We start from the raw sequence: 15459 nt of genomic DNA, 5'->3' as shown, positions 1-15459 counted from the left end.
GATAAATAATTAACCTGGAAATTTAAAGCTTTACTGCTATTAATAACCCGTCCTAAGAACCGGTGGGCAAGGAGCCCTTGAATGAAAATAAAAATAACTCTTCTCGCATTGAGCGTTGCAGCCTCTCCCGCTTTTGCCAAGCTTGCAGGCGAACAAGGTTTCAGTGGTGAAATATCTATCAATACCGGGGTTGCTTCTTCCACCTCAAACTTTAATACCGATGCTGATAGCACCATTTCGTCAAATACACAGAAAGCCTCATCTGAGAGCTCATTTCTTGTCGCACCTTTAGGCAGTGTCGCTTACACCTTTGGTGAGAAGCTAAATCACCAGGTGTACACAGGTACCGCTCGTGATGATGTGGCAACCGGTACTGTTGTGCTGGAGGTTGGCTATAAATACCAATTAGAGTCAGGCATGACTATCGACGCGTCACTTCTGCCAACCATCATGTCAGGTGAAACTTGGGCAAACCCTTACGCAGAAGGCGTTGCTCGAAGCAAAACCGATGAAACCGGCAATGCCTTTCGTTTGAAATTAAGTAGCATCGCAGGTTCTGCATTCTCGCTAGACATGGCTTACGCGACTAAAGATGTCGACAATGATGAGATTCAAGAACAAGAGCTCAAACGAGATGCCAATACTCTCTACCTGAAAGGCCAATACCGCGTTCCATTGAGCCGCACCATGATGCTTATCCCATCGATCATTTATCAAACCAGAGATGCCGACGGTAACGCTGAGTCTTACGACCAGTTTGGTGGTGAAGTGAGTTTGTTTGGTGGCATGGGCCGTCATCAGTACGCATTAACCGCAGGCTACAACCAACGTTCTTACGATGCTAACAACTCGATTTACGACAAAACTCGCAGCGATGACAACATTAACCTTTTCGCCGCGTATGAATATGAGCAATTCATGAACTGGGACAACTGGTCGTTTGTTTCTCTTGCAGGCTACGGTACCAGCGACTCGAATATAACCTTCTACGATGAATCACAATACATCGTCTCAGTCGGTCTGAACTACAAGTTCTAGTTAGGCATTACTGCTCGCTAATAACCATTAGTTCATAACAACGAAAGCCTGCGTAAAAAGCAGGCTTTCTTGTTTTTATACCAATCACAGTAAATAAATGACCCGTTGTTTACTACGATTGGTATGACTACACAGCTTGAGCTGAAAGTTGTTTCAGCAAGCGATCCATCGCTCGATAGCCAAGCGCCTCCGATAAATGCTTCTTTTCAATCTGCTCGTTACCCTCTAAGTCTGCAATAGTTCGCGCTACCTTGATGATTCGATGATAGGCACGAATCGATAAACCCAATCGATGCAGTGCGGTCTCGAGAAACTCCGCATCTTCGCGTCGCAATGGGCAATACTTTTCAATTTCTCGGCTACCTAACAGTGCATTCGACTTATGGTTTCGAGATAACATCAACTGATGCGCTTGTTTAACTCGTTGCTTCACGACTTGAGTGGTTTCTCCACGATCGCCTCCTTCGGCTAACATCCCTTTGGGCAATAGAGGGATCTCCAATGACATATCGAATCTATCCAACAATGGCCCAGATAAGCGGTTGAGGTAACGCAGGATAATTTGCGGGTTCGCTCGAGCTTGATTGCCCTCGTAATAACCTGTTGGACTTGGGTTAAGTGCACCGACTAATTGAAAGCGAGCAGGAAAGCGAGTCTTACCCGCGACACGGGAGATAATGATTTCACCCGACTCTAGCGGCTCTCGCAGTGAATCAAGCACCTTACGCTCAAACTCTGGCATCTCATCAAGAAACAATAAGCCATTATGCGCCAAAGATATCTCACCGGGGCGAGGTATCGAGCCACCACCGACCAATGCTGCCATCGAACTCGAATGGTGTGGAGAACGGAAAGGTCGTTGTTTCCAGTTGTATTGATTGATCTCTTGTTGCGTTAAAGAAGCCACCGAAGCCGTTTCCATCGCCTCGTCATCACTCATCTCAGGTAACAAATCGCGCAATCGAGAAGCCAACATGGTTTTTCCAGTTCCGGGCGGGCCGAGAAAAAGCAGGTTATGGTTGCCCGCTGCGGCGATCTCCAGTGCTCGCTTACCTTGCTGCTGGCCAATAATATCTTGTAAGTCACGATTATCAGACACATCGACATGATGATGCTCGGTTCGATATAAACCAAGCTGAGCCTGGCCACACATATCCGCACAAACCTCTAGCAAGGTTTGCGCTGATTTATGGGCCCCCTTGCCGACTAAGGCTGCCTGATCACCATTGTGGTGTGGAACCACTAAGCATCGTTCGACACTATCGGCGGCTAACGTCGCAGGCAAAACGCCCTTTACCGAGCGAAGTTCTCCTGACAATGCCAACTCACCGATAAATTCATGTTGAGCTATTTTTGATGTCGGAAGCTGATCTGACGCCACCAAAATCCCAAGCGCGATTGGCAGATCGAAACGTCCACCCTCTTTGGGTAAATCAGCAGGCGCGAGGTTGACCGTGATCCTTTTCGAAGGAAATTCAAAGCGAGAGTTGATGATGGCACTCCTGACTCGATCTTTAGATTCTTTGACCGTCGTTTCAGGTAGCCCCACCAATGTAAACCCAGGCATACCGTTGCTTATATGCACTTCAACGGTCACTTCTGGTGCCTCTACTCCCACACTAGCCCGGCTGTGAATTATCGCGAGTCCCATAACTTTCCTTTGTCTTTGATTTAAAAGTATTCGCTCTGGGTATTCGTTGCTCACCAAAGCGATAAGGTTGTTATATAGCTTGGTGGAATGGTGTTTTAATGTGAAAAAAGAATGACATTTTCCTTGTCATACTGCAGATTTGTGTGATAACACTAGAGATGTAGACTTTTACTGAAGACAATAAACGAGAAAACTCGAATATTATGATTTTTAACGCTCGCATTTACGCACTGATTAACCTGATTATCGTAGTCATTATTAAGACTGCGCGGGGGCGAGTGGGAAGAAAGTAACCACGAATTAGAAAAAACCCCCGCACTGAAAAGTCCGGGGGTTTTTTCTAATTTAGCGATTCGATTTTTATAATTTTTATTATTTTCGGCCTTGCCGATTTACAGGAAGAATGGGAGCACAAGATGTGCAAAGACAACGGAAACAATGACCAAAATAAAGGTAATACGGAGGGATTACGATGAAAGGCGCAGAACTAGTCGTATCCGCACTCAAGCAACAAGGCATTGAGACCGTATTTGGTTACCCAGGTGGTGCCATCATGCCAATCTACGATGCACTTTATGACGGCGGTGTTGAACACATCCTTTGTCGCCATGAACAAGGTGCTGCAATGGCTGCCATTGGTATGGCGCGTGCAACACAAGACGTGGCTGTTTGTATGGCAACCTCAGGCCCAGGCGCGACTAACCTAGTAACAGGTCTTGCTGATGCCTTTATGGACTCCATCCCACTCGTCGCTATCACAGGTCAAGTTGCTAGCTCCCACATCGGTACCGATGCATTCCAAGAAATGGATGTGATTGGTATGTCTCTGTCATGTACTAAACACAGCTACCTCGTTACCGATATTGAAGATCTTGCGCCAACATTGGCTGAAGCATTTATCGTTGCAAAAGCAGGGCGTCCCGGTCCGGTTATTGTCGATATCGCTAAAGATGTTCAACTAGCCGAATCCCCTGTAAAAATTCTTCCTGAATTTACACCACCAGCCATTCCTGTTGTGACAACGGATGCTATTGAGCAAGCTCAGTACTTCCTGTCTCAAGCGACTCGTCCTGTTTTATACGTAGGTGGTGGCGTTCAACTGGCGAAAGCAACCGATGCAGTTCGCGAGTTTTTACGCCTTAACCCAATGCCGGCCGTAAGCACACTGAAAGGCTTAGGCACTATCGAACGTGACGACCCGCACTACCTTGGCATGCTTGGTATGCACGGCACTAAAGCCGCTAACCTAGTGGTTCAAGAAAGTGACCTGTTGATTGTTGTTGGCGCTCGTTTTGATGACCGAGTAACAGGCAAGCTTGATACTTTTGCTCCTCACGCAAAAGTTATCCATATCGATATCGATGCGGCAGAGTTCAGTAAGCTGCGCCTTGCTGATGCGCCAATTCGCGGTGACATCAACAAGATCCTGCCTCAACTAGAACTGAGCCAAGACATCTCATCTTGGGTTCACCACTCAGAAGGCCTTCGTAGCTCATTCAAGTGGCGCTACGACCACCCAGGTGATCTGATCTTTGCTCCACTACTGCTAAAGCAGCTATCAGACATGATGCCAGCAAGCTCTATCATTTCGACGGATGTTGGCCAACATCAGATGTGGGCCGCTCAGCACATTCAGCCTCGCGATCCTCAAAACTTCATCACCTCAGCCGGTCTAGGCACTATGGGCTTTGGTTTACCAGCCGCTATGGGTGCATCGGTTGGTCGTCCTGATGACCAATCGATTCTTATCTCTGGTGATGGTTCATTCATGATGAACATACAAGAGCTTGGCACGCTAAAGCGTCGTCAGATCCCAGTGAAGATGGTGCTTCTGAATAACTCTCGCTTGGGCATGGTTCGCCAATGGCAATCTCTGTTCTTTGATGGCCGACACAGTGAAACCATCTTGGATGACAATCCTGACTTCGTCATGCTCGCGAAAGCATTTGATATCCCGGGCAAAACCATCACGCGTAAAGAAGAAGTAGAGCCAGCATTGAAAGAGATGCTAGAAAGCAAAACTGCTTACCTACTTCACGTCCTTATCGATGAAGAAGAAAACGTATGGCCACTAGTACCGCCAGGTGCTTCAAACAGTGAGATGTTGGAGAACACATAACATGAAAAGATACCTATTAGACATCAAAGCCGATGATAAGCCAGTACTACTAGAGCGTGTTCTTCGTGTTATCCGTCACCGTGGCTTCATCGTTAAGCAAGTTGCGGGCACTCAAAACCACGAAAGCAAAGTGGCGAGTGTAGAGATCATTGTCGACAGTGACCGTCCGATCTCTTTTTTGGTGAATCAAATCGAAAAACTGTGGGATGTACGTTCCGTTGACGTTATCTCTATCAGTCGTAATGAGTTGCCAAACAACAACTTACAGCAAAAGATAAACGCATAAGGAACCGCAAACATGACAGCTAAAACAGCAGACTATATTTGGTTTAACGGTGAAATGGTTCCTTGGGCAGAGGCGAACGTTCACGTCCTGACTCACGCAATGCACTACGGTACTTCGGTGTTTGAAGGCGTTCGTTGTTACAACACGCCAAAAGGGCCGGTAATCTTCCGTCACCCAGAGCATGCAAGACGCCTAAAAGACTCAGCGAAAATCTACCGCTTCCCTATTCCCTTTACTGAGGAAGAAATTATGGAAGCGACTCGCGAAACGCTACGCCAAAATAAGCTACAGTCTGCGTACATACGCCCACTGGGCTTTGTAGGTAATGTTGGTTTGGGTGTGTGTCCGCCAGAAAATACTGAGATGGATCTGATCATCGCTGCGTTCCCTTGGGGTTCTTACCTAGGTGAAGAAGCGCTAGAGAATGGTGTAGATGCGATGATTTCAAGCTGGAATCGTGCCGCTCCAAATACTATCCCTACCGCTGCGAAAGCTGGTGGTAACTACCTATCTTCATTACTGGTTGGTGGTGAAGCTCGTCGTCATGGTTACGATGAAGGTATCGCACTGAGCGTCGATGGTTACCTTTCAGAAGGTGCTGGCGAGAACATCTTTGTGATTCGTAACGGTGTGTTATCAACACCACCAGCAACCAGCGCGATTTTACCGGGCATCACCCGTGATTCAATCATGACACTAGCAAAAGACATGGGTTACGAAATCCGTGAAGAGAACATTGCTCGTGAAGCGCTATACCTTGCCGATGAAGTATTCATGACAGGCACAGCTGCAGAGATCGTTCCGGTTCGCAGTGTAGACAAAATTACAGTAGGTGAAGGCAAACGCGGTCCTATCACTGAAAAAGTTCAAGCAGCTTACTTTGGTTTATTCAATGGAACCACTGAAGATAAATGGGGCTGGTTAGACTACGTTTATCCAGCAGACCATGCGTCAGAAAGCCAAACACAAACAAATAAGTAAGCAACAGCCAAATATTTTATAAGGATTTAAACAATGCCAATCTATCGTTCAGCAACGACAACCCACGGACGCAACATGGCTGGTGCGCGCGCTTTATGGCGTGCAACTGGCGTTAAAGATGATGACTTCGGTAAGCCGATCATCGCGGTTGTAAACTCTTTCACTCAATTTGTTCCAGGCCACGTTCACCTTAAAGATATGGGTCAGCTGGTTGCGGGTGAAATCGAGAAAGCGGGTGGTATCGCAAAAGAATTCAACACCATCGCGGTCGATGATGGTATCGCAATGGGTCACGGCGGCATGCTGTACTCACTGCCATCACGTGAGCTTATCGCAGACTCAGTAGAATACATGGTCAATGCACACTGTGCGGATGCAATGGTGTGTATCTCAAACTGTGACAAAATCACTCCGGGAATGATGATGGCAGCAATGCGCCTTAACATCCCAGTGATCTTTGTATCAGGCGGCCCAATGGAAGCAGGTAAAACCAAGCTTTCAGATCAAATCATCAAGCTCGACCTTGTTGACGCAATGATCCAAGGTGCCGATCCAACGATTTCAGACGAGCAAAGTGAGCAAGTAGAACGTTCTGCATGTCCAACCTGTGGTTCATGTTCAGGTATGTTCACAGCAAACTCAATGAACTGTCTAACAGAAGCACTTGGCCTATCTCAACCGGGTAACGGTTCAATGTTGGCGACGCACGCAGACCGTGAAGAGCTATTCATCAACGCTGGTAAACGCATCGTTGATCTAACCAAGCGTTACTACGAGCAAGATGACGAGTCAGCACTGCCTCGCAACATCGCAAATCGCGCAGCCTTTGATAATGCTATGGCGCTTGATATCGCAATGGGTGGCTCAAGTAACACAGTACTTCACCTTTTAGCAGCCGCTCAAGAAGGTGACATTGATTTTGATATGGATGATATCGATGCGATGTCTCGTCGCGTTCCACACCTATGTAAGGTTGCTCCTTCAACACCGAAATACCACATGGAAGACGTTCACCGTGCTGGTGGCGTAATGGCTATCCTAGGTGAGCTTGATCGTGCTGGCCTACTGAATAATCAAACTCGCACCGTACTCGGCCTAAGCATGCAAGAGCAGCTCGCTCAATACGACATCATGCAAACAGAAGACGAAGCCGTGCTTAAGTTCTTCCGTGCAGGTCCTGCGGGCATCCGTACCACCAAAGCTTTCTCACAAGATTGCCGTTGGGATCGTCTAGATGACGACCGCAAAGAAGGTTGTATTCGTACCAAAGAAAACGCATTCAGCCAAGAAGGTGGCCTAGCGGTACTTTCAGGTAACATCGCCGTTGATGGTTGTATCGTTAAGACCGCGGGTGTTGATGAAGAAAACCTTAAATTCCAAGGTCCTGCAATCGTATTCGAAAGCCAAGATACGGCAGTAGAAGGCATCTTAGCGGGTAAAGTAAAAGCAGGCGAAGTAGTTGTCATTCGTTACGAAGGTCCTAAAGGCGGCCCGGGTATGCAAGAAATGCTCTACCCAACGACTTACCTAAAATCGATGGGTCTAGGCAAGTCTTGCGCTCTTCTAACCGATGGTCGTTTCTCTGGTGGTACATCAGGTCTTTCTATCGGTCACGCTTCTCCAGAAGCAGCAAGCGGCGGCGTAATTGGTCTAGTGAACACTGGCGATATCATCACTATCGATATCCCTAACCGCTCAATCACGCTTGATGTGGCTGAAGATGAACTAGCAGCACGCCGTGAAAAACAAGATGCATTAGGCTGGAAACCAGAAAACCGTCAACGTGAAGTGTCTTTCGCACTAAAAGCTTACGCAAGTATGGCAACAAGTGCCGACAAAGGCGCTGTGCGTGATAAGTCTAAGCTTGAGGGCTAACTATGAGTGATGACACCTCCAGTCCCAAAAAACAAAGTGGCGCAGATTATCTGCGCCAGATCCTGAGAGCGCCGGTTTACGAAGCGGCAATCGTGACACCTCTGCAAGATATGCCACGCTTAAGCGCTCGTATCGGTAATCAGGTTCAGCTAAAACGAGAAGACCGTCAGCCGGTACACTCGTTTAAGCTGCGCGGTGCTTACAACATGGTTTCAAGCCTTTCTGAACAACAGAAAGCAGCCGGTGTTATCGCAGCATCCGCAGGGAATCACGCACAAGGTATGGCGCTATCTGGCTCTAAGCTGGGCATTCAAACCACGATCGTGATGCCAAAAACGACACCGGATATCAAGGTCGATGCAGTACGCGGATTTGGCGGTAAGGTCGTTTTACACGGCAGCAATTTCGATGAAGCGAAAGCGGAAGCGGAGCGTCTGTCGGCTGAACATGGCTTCACCTTTGTTCCTCCTTTCGATCACCCACTCGTGATTGCTGGGCAAGGCACTATGGGCATGGAGATGCTGCAGCAAAATGGCCACATGGATTATATCTTTGTGCCGGTAGGTGGTGGTGGCTTAGCCGCTGGTGTTGCAGTGCTTATCAAACAACTGATGCCAGAGATTAAAGTGATTGCGGTAGAGCCTGAAGACTCGGCTTGCTTGAAAGCAGCACTGGAGGCGGGTGAACCAGTGGTACTGGATCAGGTCAGCATGTTTGCTGATGGTGTTGCGGTTAAACGCATAGGTGAAGAAACCTTCCGTCTTTGCCAACAGTACATTGATGGTCATATTACCGTCTCTAGCGATGAAATCTGCTCTGCAGTAAAGGACATCTTTGAAGACACCCGTGCGATTGCTGAGCCTTCAGGAGCGCTTGCTCTGGCAGGCCTTAAGAAGTTTGCAGAACAAAACAAACTGCAAGATAAGCAATTGGCGACGGTATTGTCTGGTGCAAACACCAACTTCCACGGTCTACGTTATGTCTCTGAGCGTTGTGAATTGGGTGAGAAGCGAGAAGGTCTACTTGCGGTAACGATTCCAGAGCGACAAGGTGCGTTCCTAGAGTTCTGTAACATTATTGGTGGTCGAGCGGTGACTGAGTTTAACTACCGCCACAACGACGAAAGCCTGGCGAATATCTTCGTTGGTGTACGTCTACAAGGTGGACAAGAAGAGCTCGAACACATCATCAATGACTTACGTGAGGGTGACTACGCGGTTGTCGACTTGTCTGATGACGAGATGGCAAAGCTGCACATTCGTTACATGATTGGCGGTAAACCATCGAAGCCATTGAAAGAACGTCTTTACAGCTTTGAGTTTCCTGAATACCCAGGTGCATTGATTAAATTCCTTGATACCTTAGGGACTCACTGGAATATCAGCCTGTTCAACTATCGTAACCATGGTGCCGATTACGGTCGAGTGCTGTGTGGCTTCGAACTCGGTGATGATGATTTAGCTCAGTTCTCTACACACTTAGAAGAACTTGGCTACCAATGCAAAGATGAAACCGATAACCCTTCCTACAAGTTCTTCTTGTCTTAAGAGTTAAGCTATCGAACCAAAAAGAGCGAGTATTAACTCGCTCTTTTTATTTGAGTGTTTCCGATAAACCTCACACGATCCTATTTTAAATAGATCATTAAAGTGCTTTACGATGATCCAACCAATCTTGGTGAAGCTGTTCACTTGATCCTAGATATTTGACCATCCATTCGATCAATTTATGGTTGTCATCTTTTCTCCAAACCAAACAACAGTGACTCTGTGGGCTAGGCTCTGGTAATATTTTTTCCACCAGCAAGCCTTGTTCGATAATAGGCGCGGCAATATGCCTTGGCATGTAGCCCACCCCAACACCATTCTTGAGGCACTCTATCGCACTGTACCAATTAGGTAATAGAAGACGTCTCTGACTCGCATAGTGGCCAGTATGGCGCTTAGGCAATACGCTAGAAGTATCATCCAAACAGATCGCGGGATACTGGCTAACAAAGGCTTCATTAAGGTTTTGCTCTCGCACACATGGGTGACTGGGTGACATCACAAATGCCCAATCTAACCGCCCCATATCCTTAACTTCAAAGTCACCGCCAACCGGAATAGCCGAAGTGGCTCCAATGACGACATCAGCCCTGCCCTGTGCAATAGCTTCCCAAGAGCCATTAAACACTTCCATGTTGATCTGCAGCTCAGCGAACTCAAAGGTTTGATAAAACTCTTCAATCATCGGCTTCATCTTGTCGAGCTTAACCACGTTATCAAGGGTTAGACGTAAGGTTTTCTTCCAACCACGCGCAGCTCGGCGAGTTTGCGCACTGAGTTCTTCCATCTGTCTCAGCAGTTGACGAGCCTCTTGAATAAACAACTCCCCAGCAGGCGTCAGCTCTACTTTTCTTGGTAAGCGTCTGAAAAGTAGAACATCAAGCTCTTGCTCTACCTGCCTAACCCCATAGCTGATCGCCGATGGTACTTTGTGCAATTGCTCTGCAGCCGCAGTAAAGCTGCCCAAGCGAGCAACGGTATCAAGCATTTCTAACGAGGATTTAGAGAACATAAGCCTTCAAATTTTTTGATTGATAACTACATATTTTAGCGTTTTATTTTATCAGCTATGAAAAATAGAATGTCAGCATAAATAAACAGGGGTTCTTTCTCCTGAGTATCTAACAATTTTTTTGATGATAAAAACATCACTACCTTTAGCTTAATGGCATCTTATGAATATTTCTAAATTTCAATTGGTCTACCTTGCAGTTCTTTCTATGCTTGGCTTTATTGCGACCGATATGTACCTTCCTGCATTTAAGGCAATGGAAGTCGATTTTGCAACCGGTCCAGAGCAGATAGCTCTGTCTCTAACCGTATTCCTTGGTGGTATGGCAATGGGTCAGCTTCTTTGGGGTCTGGCGAGTGACAAGTATGGTCACCGTAATACACTAGCGGTTGGTCTTGTTATCTTTACTGCAGCTTCATTCGGCTTAGCATTCAGTACCGAAGTATGGCACCTACTAACGCTGCGCTTCATTCAAGCGATCGGTGTGTGTGCGCCTGCGGTAATCTGGCAAGCAATGGTTATTAAGCGTTACTCTCAAAGCAGCAGCCAGCAAATTTTTGCGACTATCATGCCTCTAGTAGCGCTATCTCCAGCATTAGCACCGCAACTGGGTGTGTTGCTAGCAGACAGCTTTGGTTGGCACAGTATCTTTATCACACTGACGCTAATGGGCGCATTGTTGATCGCAACGACCATGGCTCAACCAAAAGAAGCGCCAGAAGTAAAACAAACGTCGATCAAAACCGATATCAAAGCACTGCTTCATTCAAAGCCTTACATGGGTAATGTGTTGATGTTTGCTTCAGCGTCAGCAGCGTTCTTCGCTTACCTAACCGGTATGCCAGAGATCATGGCCCAACTGGGTTATGAAGCAAAAGACATCGGCTTGAGCTTTATCCCACAGACAATCGCATTCATGGCGGGTGGTTACTTCGGTAAGCAGGCAGTGAAGAAGTATGGCGATGGTGTCGTACTAAGAAATCTTATTGGTTTGTTTAGTGTTGCCGCATTACTGATTTTCATTGCATCACAATGGGAACTGACTTCAATCTGGCCTCTACTCGCACCTTTCTGTCTAATTGCCGTAGCGAATGGCGCACTTTACCCAATCGTAGTAAACCGTGCCCTATCAAGCGCGAAACAAAGCCCTGCGACAGCGGCTGGCTTACAAAACAGCCTGCAAATCAGTATTAGTGGCCTAGCAAGTGCATTGGTTGCAGCAATGGCAAGCCAAGCACTAAGCGCAACAGGTATCGCGGTAGTGATTTGTTTAGGTGCATTGTGGATTGGCTATATTGTTTCGAACAAAGAGCTTTCTGAACACTTCGCAACACCGGATAACTCTCGAGTGGTTGCTGACGATAAGCAAGACTAGTTTCTCGTTTAACGAAAACAAAAAAAGAGCGAGTAATCTCGCTCTTTTTTTATATCTAAAGTTATTTAGAAAGCAGCCAGTGGCATTGCTACTGGCTTGTATCAGAATATCTTTTGGACGTTAGTACTTACTTCTTAGTTGGACGTTTCCAATCAGCAATCTTACGTTCTTTAGCACGGCTGATAACTAACTCATTTTCAGCAACATCACGAGTTACTGTAGAGCCAGCACCAACGGTAGCGCCATTACCAATAGTAACTGGAGCAATTAATTGACTATCTGAGCCAACGAATACGTCATCGCCGATGATGGTCTTAAACTTGTTTGCGCCATCATAGTTACAAGTGATAGCACCTGCACCCACGTTTACGCGCTGACCAATTTCAGCATCGCCTAAGTACGTTAGGTGATTCGCTTTAGAGCCTTCACCAAGGCGAGTGTTCTTCATTTCGACAAAGTTACCAACGTGCGAGTTATTACGCATGTCAGCACCAGGACGTAGACGAGTGAAAGGACCAACCGTACAGTCTTCACCGACCGTTGCACCTTCAATTACACTGTATGGACGCACGATGGTGTTGTCATCGATCTCACAGTCTTTCAATACACAACCGGTACCGATAACCACGTTGTCGCCAATGCTTACGCTGCCTTCGATGATAACGTTAGTATCAATCTCAACATCCATACCGCACTGCAATTCACCGCGTAGATCAAAGCGGCTTGGGTCACGTAGCATAACGCCTTGCTTCAATAGTTTGTCTGCTTGCTCAGCTTGATAAGCGCGTTCTAAACGAGCCAGTTGAGAGCGGTCGTTCACGCCTTCAACTTCAATAGGGCTTACTGGGTGTACTGCTTCTACAGCACGACCTTCATCGTGAGCCGCTGCAATAACGTCAGTCAGGTAGTATTCACCTTGTGCGTTATCGTTGCTTAAGCCAGACAACCAACGCTTCAGATCGCCACCAGTAGCCACCATAACGCCAGTGTTGATCTCTTTGATAAGCTTCTGCTCATCGGTTGCATCTTTTTGTTCAACGATAGCAACAACAGGACCATTACGACGAATAATACGACCGTAGCCCATTGGGTTGTCTAACACGACCGTAAGTAGCGCGATGCCACCGTTTGGTTGAGCGTCTAATAGGTTTTCAATGGTTTGAGGTGAAATCAATGGAACATCACCGTATAGCACAAGTACTTTTTCATCATCAGCGAAATGTGCAGATGCCTGATCCACAGCGTGGCCAGTACCCAACTGCTCAGCTTGCAGTGCCCAGTTTACCGATTCTTCAGCTAAAGTAGCCTTCATCTGATCACCACCGTGACCGTAAACCAAGTTGATGTTTTGAGCGCCTAAGCCGTTACAAGTATCAATAACATGTTTAACCATCGGCTTACCCGCAAGCGTGTGCAGAACCTTTGGTGTGTTTGAATACATGCGAGTGCCTTTGCCCGCTGCGAGAATTACCGCGCTAAACTTCATTGTAAACCTATCCAACATTATTTTTATTAAGCCGATATTGTAACCGTTTTTAGCTAACAAATTAAATTGTAATAGCTATTTAACCAGTACTGATACGTAAAAGGGTCATCATTAGTCCTCAATGTGTAAACACATTTCAGGGCGGGATAACCTAAAAATGCAAAAAGGCGACCCTTAGGTCGCCTTTATCTCAGAGTCAGTAATCTTATAAAAGATTAACGACGCTGTTTTGTCAGTTCGATAACTCGTAACTGAGCAATGGCTTTAGCCAGTTCACCGGCCGCTTGTGCGAAGTCTATGTCGCCATGCTGATTTTGGATATTCTCCACAGCCTTGCGTTTAGCTTCTTCCGCCTTTGCTGCGTCTAGTTCTTCACCACGGATAGCCGTATCAGCCAGTACAGTCGCTGTACCAGGTTGAACTTCTACCATACCACCAGAAACATAAATAATTTCTTCGTGGCCGTGCTGCTTAACAATACGCACCATACCAGGCTTGATAGCGGTCAGCAGTGGAGTGTGACCATGGAAAATACCAAGCTCACCCTCACTACCGGTCACCTGAAACGTCTCAACAAGGCCTGAGAAAATTTGTTTCTCTGCACTTACAACGTCTAGGTGAAAGGTTATTGCTGCCATATCGCCTCCTAGTTAGCCTTATAGCTTCTTAGCATTCTCAATAGCTTCGTCAATTGCACCACAGTACATGAACGCTTGCTCTGGAATGTCATCGTATTCACCAGATAGAAGACCTTGGAAGCCACGTAGAGTCTCTTTAAGAGGTACGTAAACGCCTGGGTCACCTGTAAATACTTCCGCTACGTGGTAAGGCTGAGTTAGGAACTTCTCAATCTTACGAGCACGAGATACAACTTGCTTATCTGTTTCAGATAGCTCATCCATACCTAGGATAGCAATGATATCTTTCAGCTCTTTATAGCGCTGAAGAGTAGACTGAACGCCACGAGCGATGTCGTAGTGCTCTTGTCCAACTACCAATGGATCCAGTTGACGTGAAGTAGAATCTAGCGGGTCGATCGCTGGGTATAGACCCATAGATGCGATATTACGGTTAAGTACTACCGTTGCATCTAAGTGAGCGAACGTTGTTGCTGGAGACGGGTCAGTCAAGTCATCCGCAGGTACATATACCGCCTGTACAGACGTGATAGAACCAGCTTTAGTTGACGTGATACGCTCTTGTAGAACACCCATTTCTTCAGCTAGTGTAGGTTGGTAACCTACCGCAGAAGGCATACGACCTAGAAGTGCTGATACTTCAGTACCTGCTAGTGTGTAACGGTAGATGTTATCAACAAACAGTAGAACGTCACGACCTTCGTCACGGAAGCGTTCAGCCATTGTTAGACCAGTCAGTGCAACACGTAGACGGTTACCTGGTGGCTCGTTCATCTGACCGTAAACCATCGCTACTTTTGATTCTTCAGGATTTTCGATGTTTACAACACCAGCTTCCTGCATCTCAAAGTAGAAATCGTTACCTTCACGAGTACGCTCACCTACACCTGCAAATACAGATAGGCCTGAGTGTTGAAGTGCGATGTTGTTGATAAGTTCCATCATGTTAACGGTCTTACCTACACCAGCACCACCGAATAGACCGATTTTACCACCCTTAGCGAATGGACAAATCAAGTCGATTACTTTAACACCAGTTTCTAGAAGAGAAGTCTCGTTAGACTGCTCTTCGTAGCTTGGAGCTTCGCGGTGAATTGCGTAATGCTCTTCAGCACCGATTTCACCACACTCATCAATTGCGTCACCTAGGACGTTCATGATACGACCAAGTGTCTTAGTACCTACTGGTACCGAGATTGGAGCGCCAGTATTTTCAACTGTCAAACCACGACGTAAACCATCAGAGCTACCCATTACGATTGCGCGTACTACGCCACCGCCAAGTTGTTGCTGAACTTCAAGAACTAGACGTTCTGTCACTTCATTAACATTCAGAGCATCGTATACACGAGGTACTTCGCCCTGTGGGAACTCTACGTCGACTACCGCACCAATGATCTGTACGATCTTACCTGTAGCCATCGTTAATCCTCTAACTATTTAGTTTTACC

12 protein-coding genes are annotated in these 15459 nt (G+C 46.7%); 7 read left to right on the top strand and 5 right to left on the bottom strand.

Annotated elements, in window-relative coordinates:
* Window positions 1-81: 81 nt before the first annotated feature.
* Window positions 82-1038 carry a DUF2860 domain-containing protein gene (locus L3V36_RS21825; RefSeq protein ID WP_208775656.1) on the top strand — a complete coding sequence of 319 codons (957 nt, stop codon included), beginning with the start codon at window positions 82-84 and terminating at the stop codon, window positions 1036-1038.
* A gap of 127 nt (window positions 1039-1165) precedes the next feature.
* On the opposite strand, the gene L3V36_RS21820 is transcribed toward L3V36_RS21825, so the two are convergent.
* The gene (locus L3V36_RS21820; protein ID WP_102501391.1) at window positions 1166-2689 is read right to left on the bottom strand and encodes a YifB family Mg chelatase-like AAA ATPase; all 1524 of its coding nucleotides are present in this window, start codon (window positions 2687-2689) and stop codon (window positions 1166-1168) included.
* Between the two features lie 472 nt (window positions 2690-3161).
* Between L3V36_RS21820 and ilvG the strand changes: the two genes are divergently transcribed.
* The 5 genes from ilvG to ilvA are packed head-to-tail and all read left to right on the top strand — an operon-like array spanning window position 3162 to window position 9497.
* Window positions 3162-4808, top strand: a complete 1647-nt coding sequence (ilvG, locus tag L3V36_RS21815) for an acetolactate synthase 2 catalytic subunit (RefSeq protein WP_004735752.1) — start codon at window positions 3162-3164, stop codon at window positions 4806-4808.
* A 1-nt stretch (window position 4809) separates the two neighbouring features.
* Window positions 4810-5094: an acetolactate synthase 2 small subunit gene (ilvM, locus tag L3V36_RS21810; RefSeq protein WP_017077311.1), complete on the top strand. Its 285-nt coding sequence runs from the start codon at window positions 4810-4812 to the stop codon at window positions 5092-5094.
* A 12-nt stretch (window positions 5095-5106) separates the two neighbouring features.
* On the top strand, window positions 5107-6075 hold the full coding sequence (locus L3V36_RS21805; protein ID WP_004735750.1) for a branched-chain amino acid transaminase: 969 nt from the start codon (window positions 5107-5109) through the stop codon (window positions 6073-6075).
* Between the two features lie 33 nt (window positions 6076-6108).
* Entirely contained in the window at window positions 6109-7950 is a 1842-nt protein-coding gene (ilvD, locus tag L3V36_RS21800; protein ID WP_086050351.1) for a dihydroxy-acid dehydratase, read from the top strand.
* 2 nt (window positions 7951-7952) lie between these two features.
* Window positions 7953-9497 carry a threonine ammonia-lyase, biosynthetic gene (gene ilvA / locus L3V36_RS21795; RefSeq protein ID WP_208775657.1) on the top strand — a complete coding sequence of 515 codons (1545 nt, stop codon included), beginning with the start codon at window positions 7953-7955 and terminating at the stop codon, window positions 9495-9497.
* Between the two features lie 97 nt (window positions 9498-9594).
* Here the strand turns inward: ilvA and punR are convergent, their stop codons facing one another.
* Window positions 9595-10509: a DNA-binding transcriptional activator PunR gene (gene punR / locus L3V36_RS21790; RefSeq protein WP_102446667.1), complete on the bottom strand. Its 915-nt coding sequence runs from the start codon at window positions 10507-10509 to the stop codon at window positions 9595-9597.
* A gap of 163 nt (window positions 10510-10672) precedes the next feature.
* Here punR and punC point away from each other — a divergent pair, with 163 nt between their 5' ends.
* Window positions 10673-11884, top strand: a complete 1212-nt coding sequence (gene punC, locus L3V36_RS21785) for a purine nucleoside transporter PunC (protein WP_054548319.1) — start codon at window positions 10673-10675, stop codon at window positions 11882-11884.
* A gap of 127 nt (window positions 11885-12011) precedes the next feature.
* On the opposite strand, the gene glmU is transcribed toward punC, so the two are convergent.
* The 3 genes from glmU to atpD form a co-directional block, all read right to left on the bottom strand.
* A complete protein-coding gene (glmU, locus tag L3V36_RS21780) occupies window positions 12012-13370 on the bottom strand; it encodes a bifunctional UDP-N-acetylglucosamine diphosphorylase/glucosamine-1-phosphate N-acetyltransferase GlmU (protein ID WP_004735743.1) in 1359 nt (452 codons plus the stop codon).
* A 215-nt stretch (window positions 13371-13585) separates the two neighbouring features.
* On the bottom strand, window positions 13586-14008 hold the full coding sequence (locus L3V36_RS21775) for a F0F1 ATP synthase subunit epsilon (protein WP_004735742.1): 423 nt from the start codon (window positions 14006-14008) through the stop codon (window positions 13586-13588).
* 18 nt (window positions 14009-14026) lie between these two features.
* On the bottom strand, window positions 14027-15430 hold the full coding sequence (atpD, locus tag L3V36_RS21770) for a F0F1 ATP synthase subunit beta (protein WP_017073834.1): 1404 nt from the start codon (window positions 15428-15430) through the stop codon (window positions 14027-14029).
* Window positions 15431-15459: the final 29 nt, after the last annotated feature.

The sequence above is a fragment of the Vibrio sp. G-C-1 genome (genome assembly GCF_021728015.1).
Taxonomy (GTDB): domain Bacteria; phylum Pseudomonadota; class Gammaproteobacteria; order Enterobacterales; family Vibrionaceae; genus Vibrio; species Vibrio splendidus.
This window is presented reverse-complemented; position numbering and strand designations above follow the sequence as displayed.

Bases quoted from the DNA above. Each gene is read 5' to 3' on its own strand.
- L3V36_RS21825 (WP_208775656.1), top strand. From the start codon at position 82: ATGAAAATAAAAATAACTCTTCTCGCATTGAGCGTTGCAGCCTCTCCC.
- L3V36_RS21820 (WP_102501391.1), bottom strand. From the start codon at position 2,689: ATGGGACTCGCGATAATTCACAGCCGGGCTAGTGTGGGAGTAGAGGCA.
- ilvG (WP_004735752.1), top strand. From the start codon at position 3,162: ATGAAAGGCGCAGAACTAGTCGTATCCGCACTCAAGCAACAAGGCATT.
- ilvM (WP_017077311.1), top strand. From the start codon at position 4,810: ATGAAAAGATACCTATTAGACATCAAAGCCGATGATAAGCCAGTACTA.
- L3V36_RS21805 (WP_004735750.1), top strand. From the start codon at position 5,107: ATGACAGCTAAAACAGCAGACTATATTTGGTTTAACGGTGAAATGGTT.
- ilvD (WP_086050351.1), top strand. From the start codon at position 6,109: ATGCCAATCTATCGTTCAGCAACGACAACCCACGGACGCAACATGGCT.
- ilvA (WP_208775657.1), top strand. From the start codon at position 7,953: ATGAGTGATGACACCTCCAGTCCCAAAAAACAAAGTGGCGCAGATTAT.
- punR (WP_102446667.1), bottom strand. From the start codon at position 10,509: ATGTTCTCTAAATCCTCGTTAGAAATGCTTGATACCGTTGCTCGCTTG.
- punC (WP_054548319.1), top strand. From the start codon at position 10,673: ATGAATATTTCTAAATTTCAATTGGTCTACCTTGCAGTTCTTTCTATG.
- glmU (WP_004735743.1), bottom strand. From the start codon at position 13,370: ATGAAGTTTAGCGCGGTAATTCTCGCAGCGGGCAAAGGCACTCGCATG.
- L3V36_RS21775 (WP_004735742.1), bottom strand. From the start codon at position 14,008: ATGGCAGCAATAACCTTTCACCTAGACGTTGTAAGTGCAGAGAAACAA.
- atpD (WP_017073834.1), bottom strand. From the start codon at position 15,430: ATGGCTACAGGTAAGATCGTACAGATCATTGGTGCGGTAGTCGACGTA.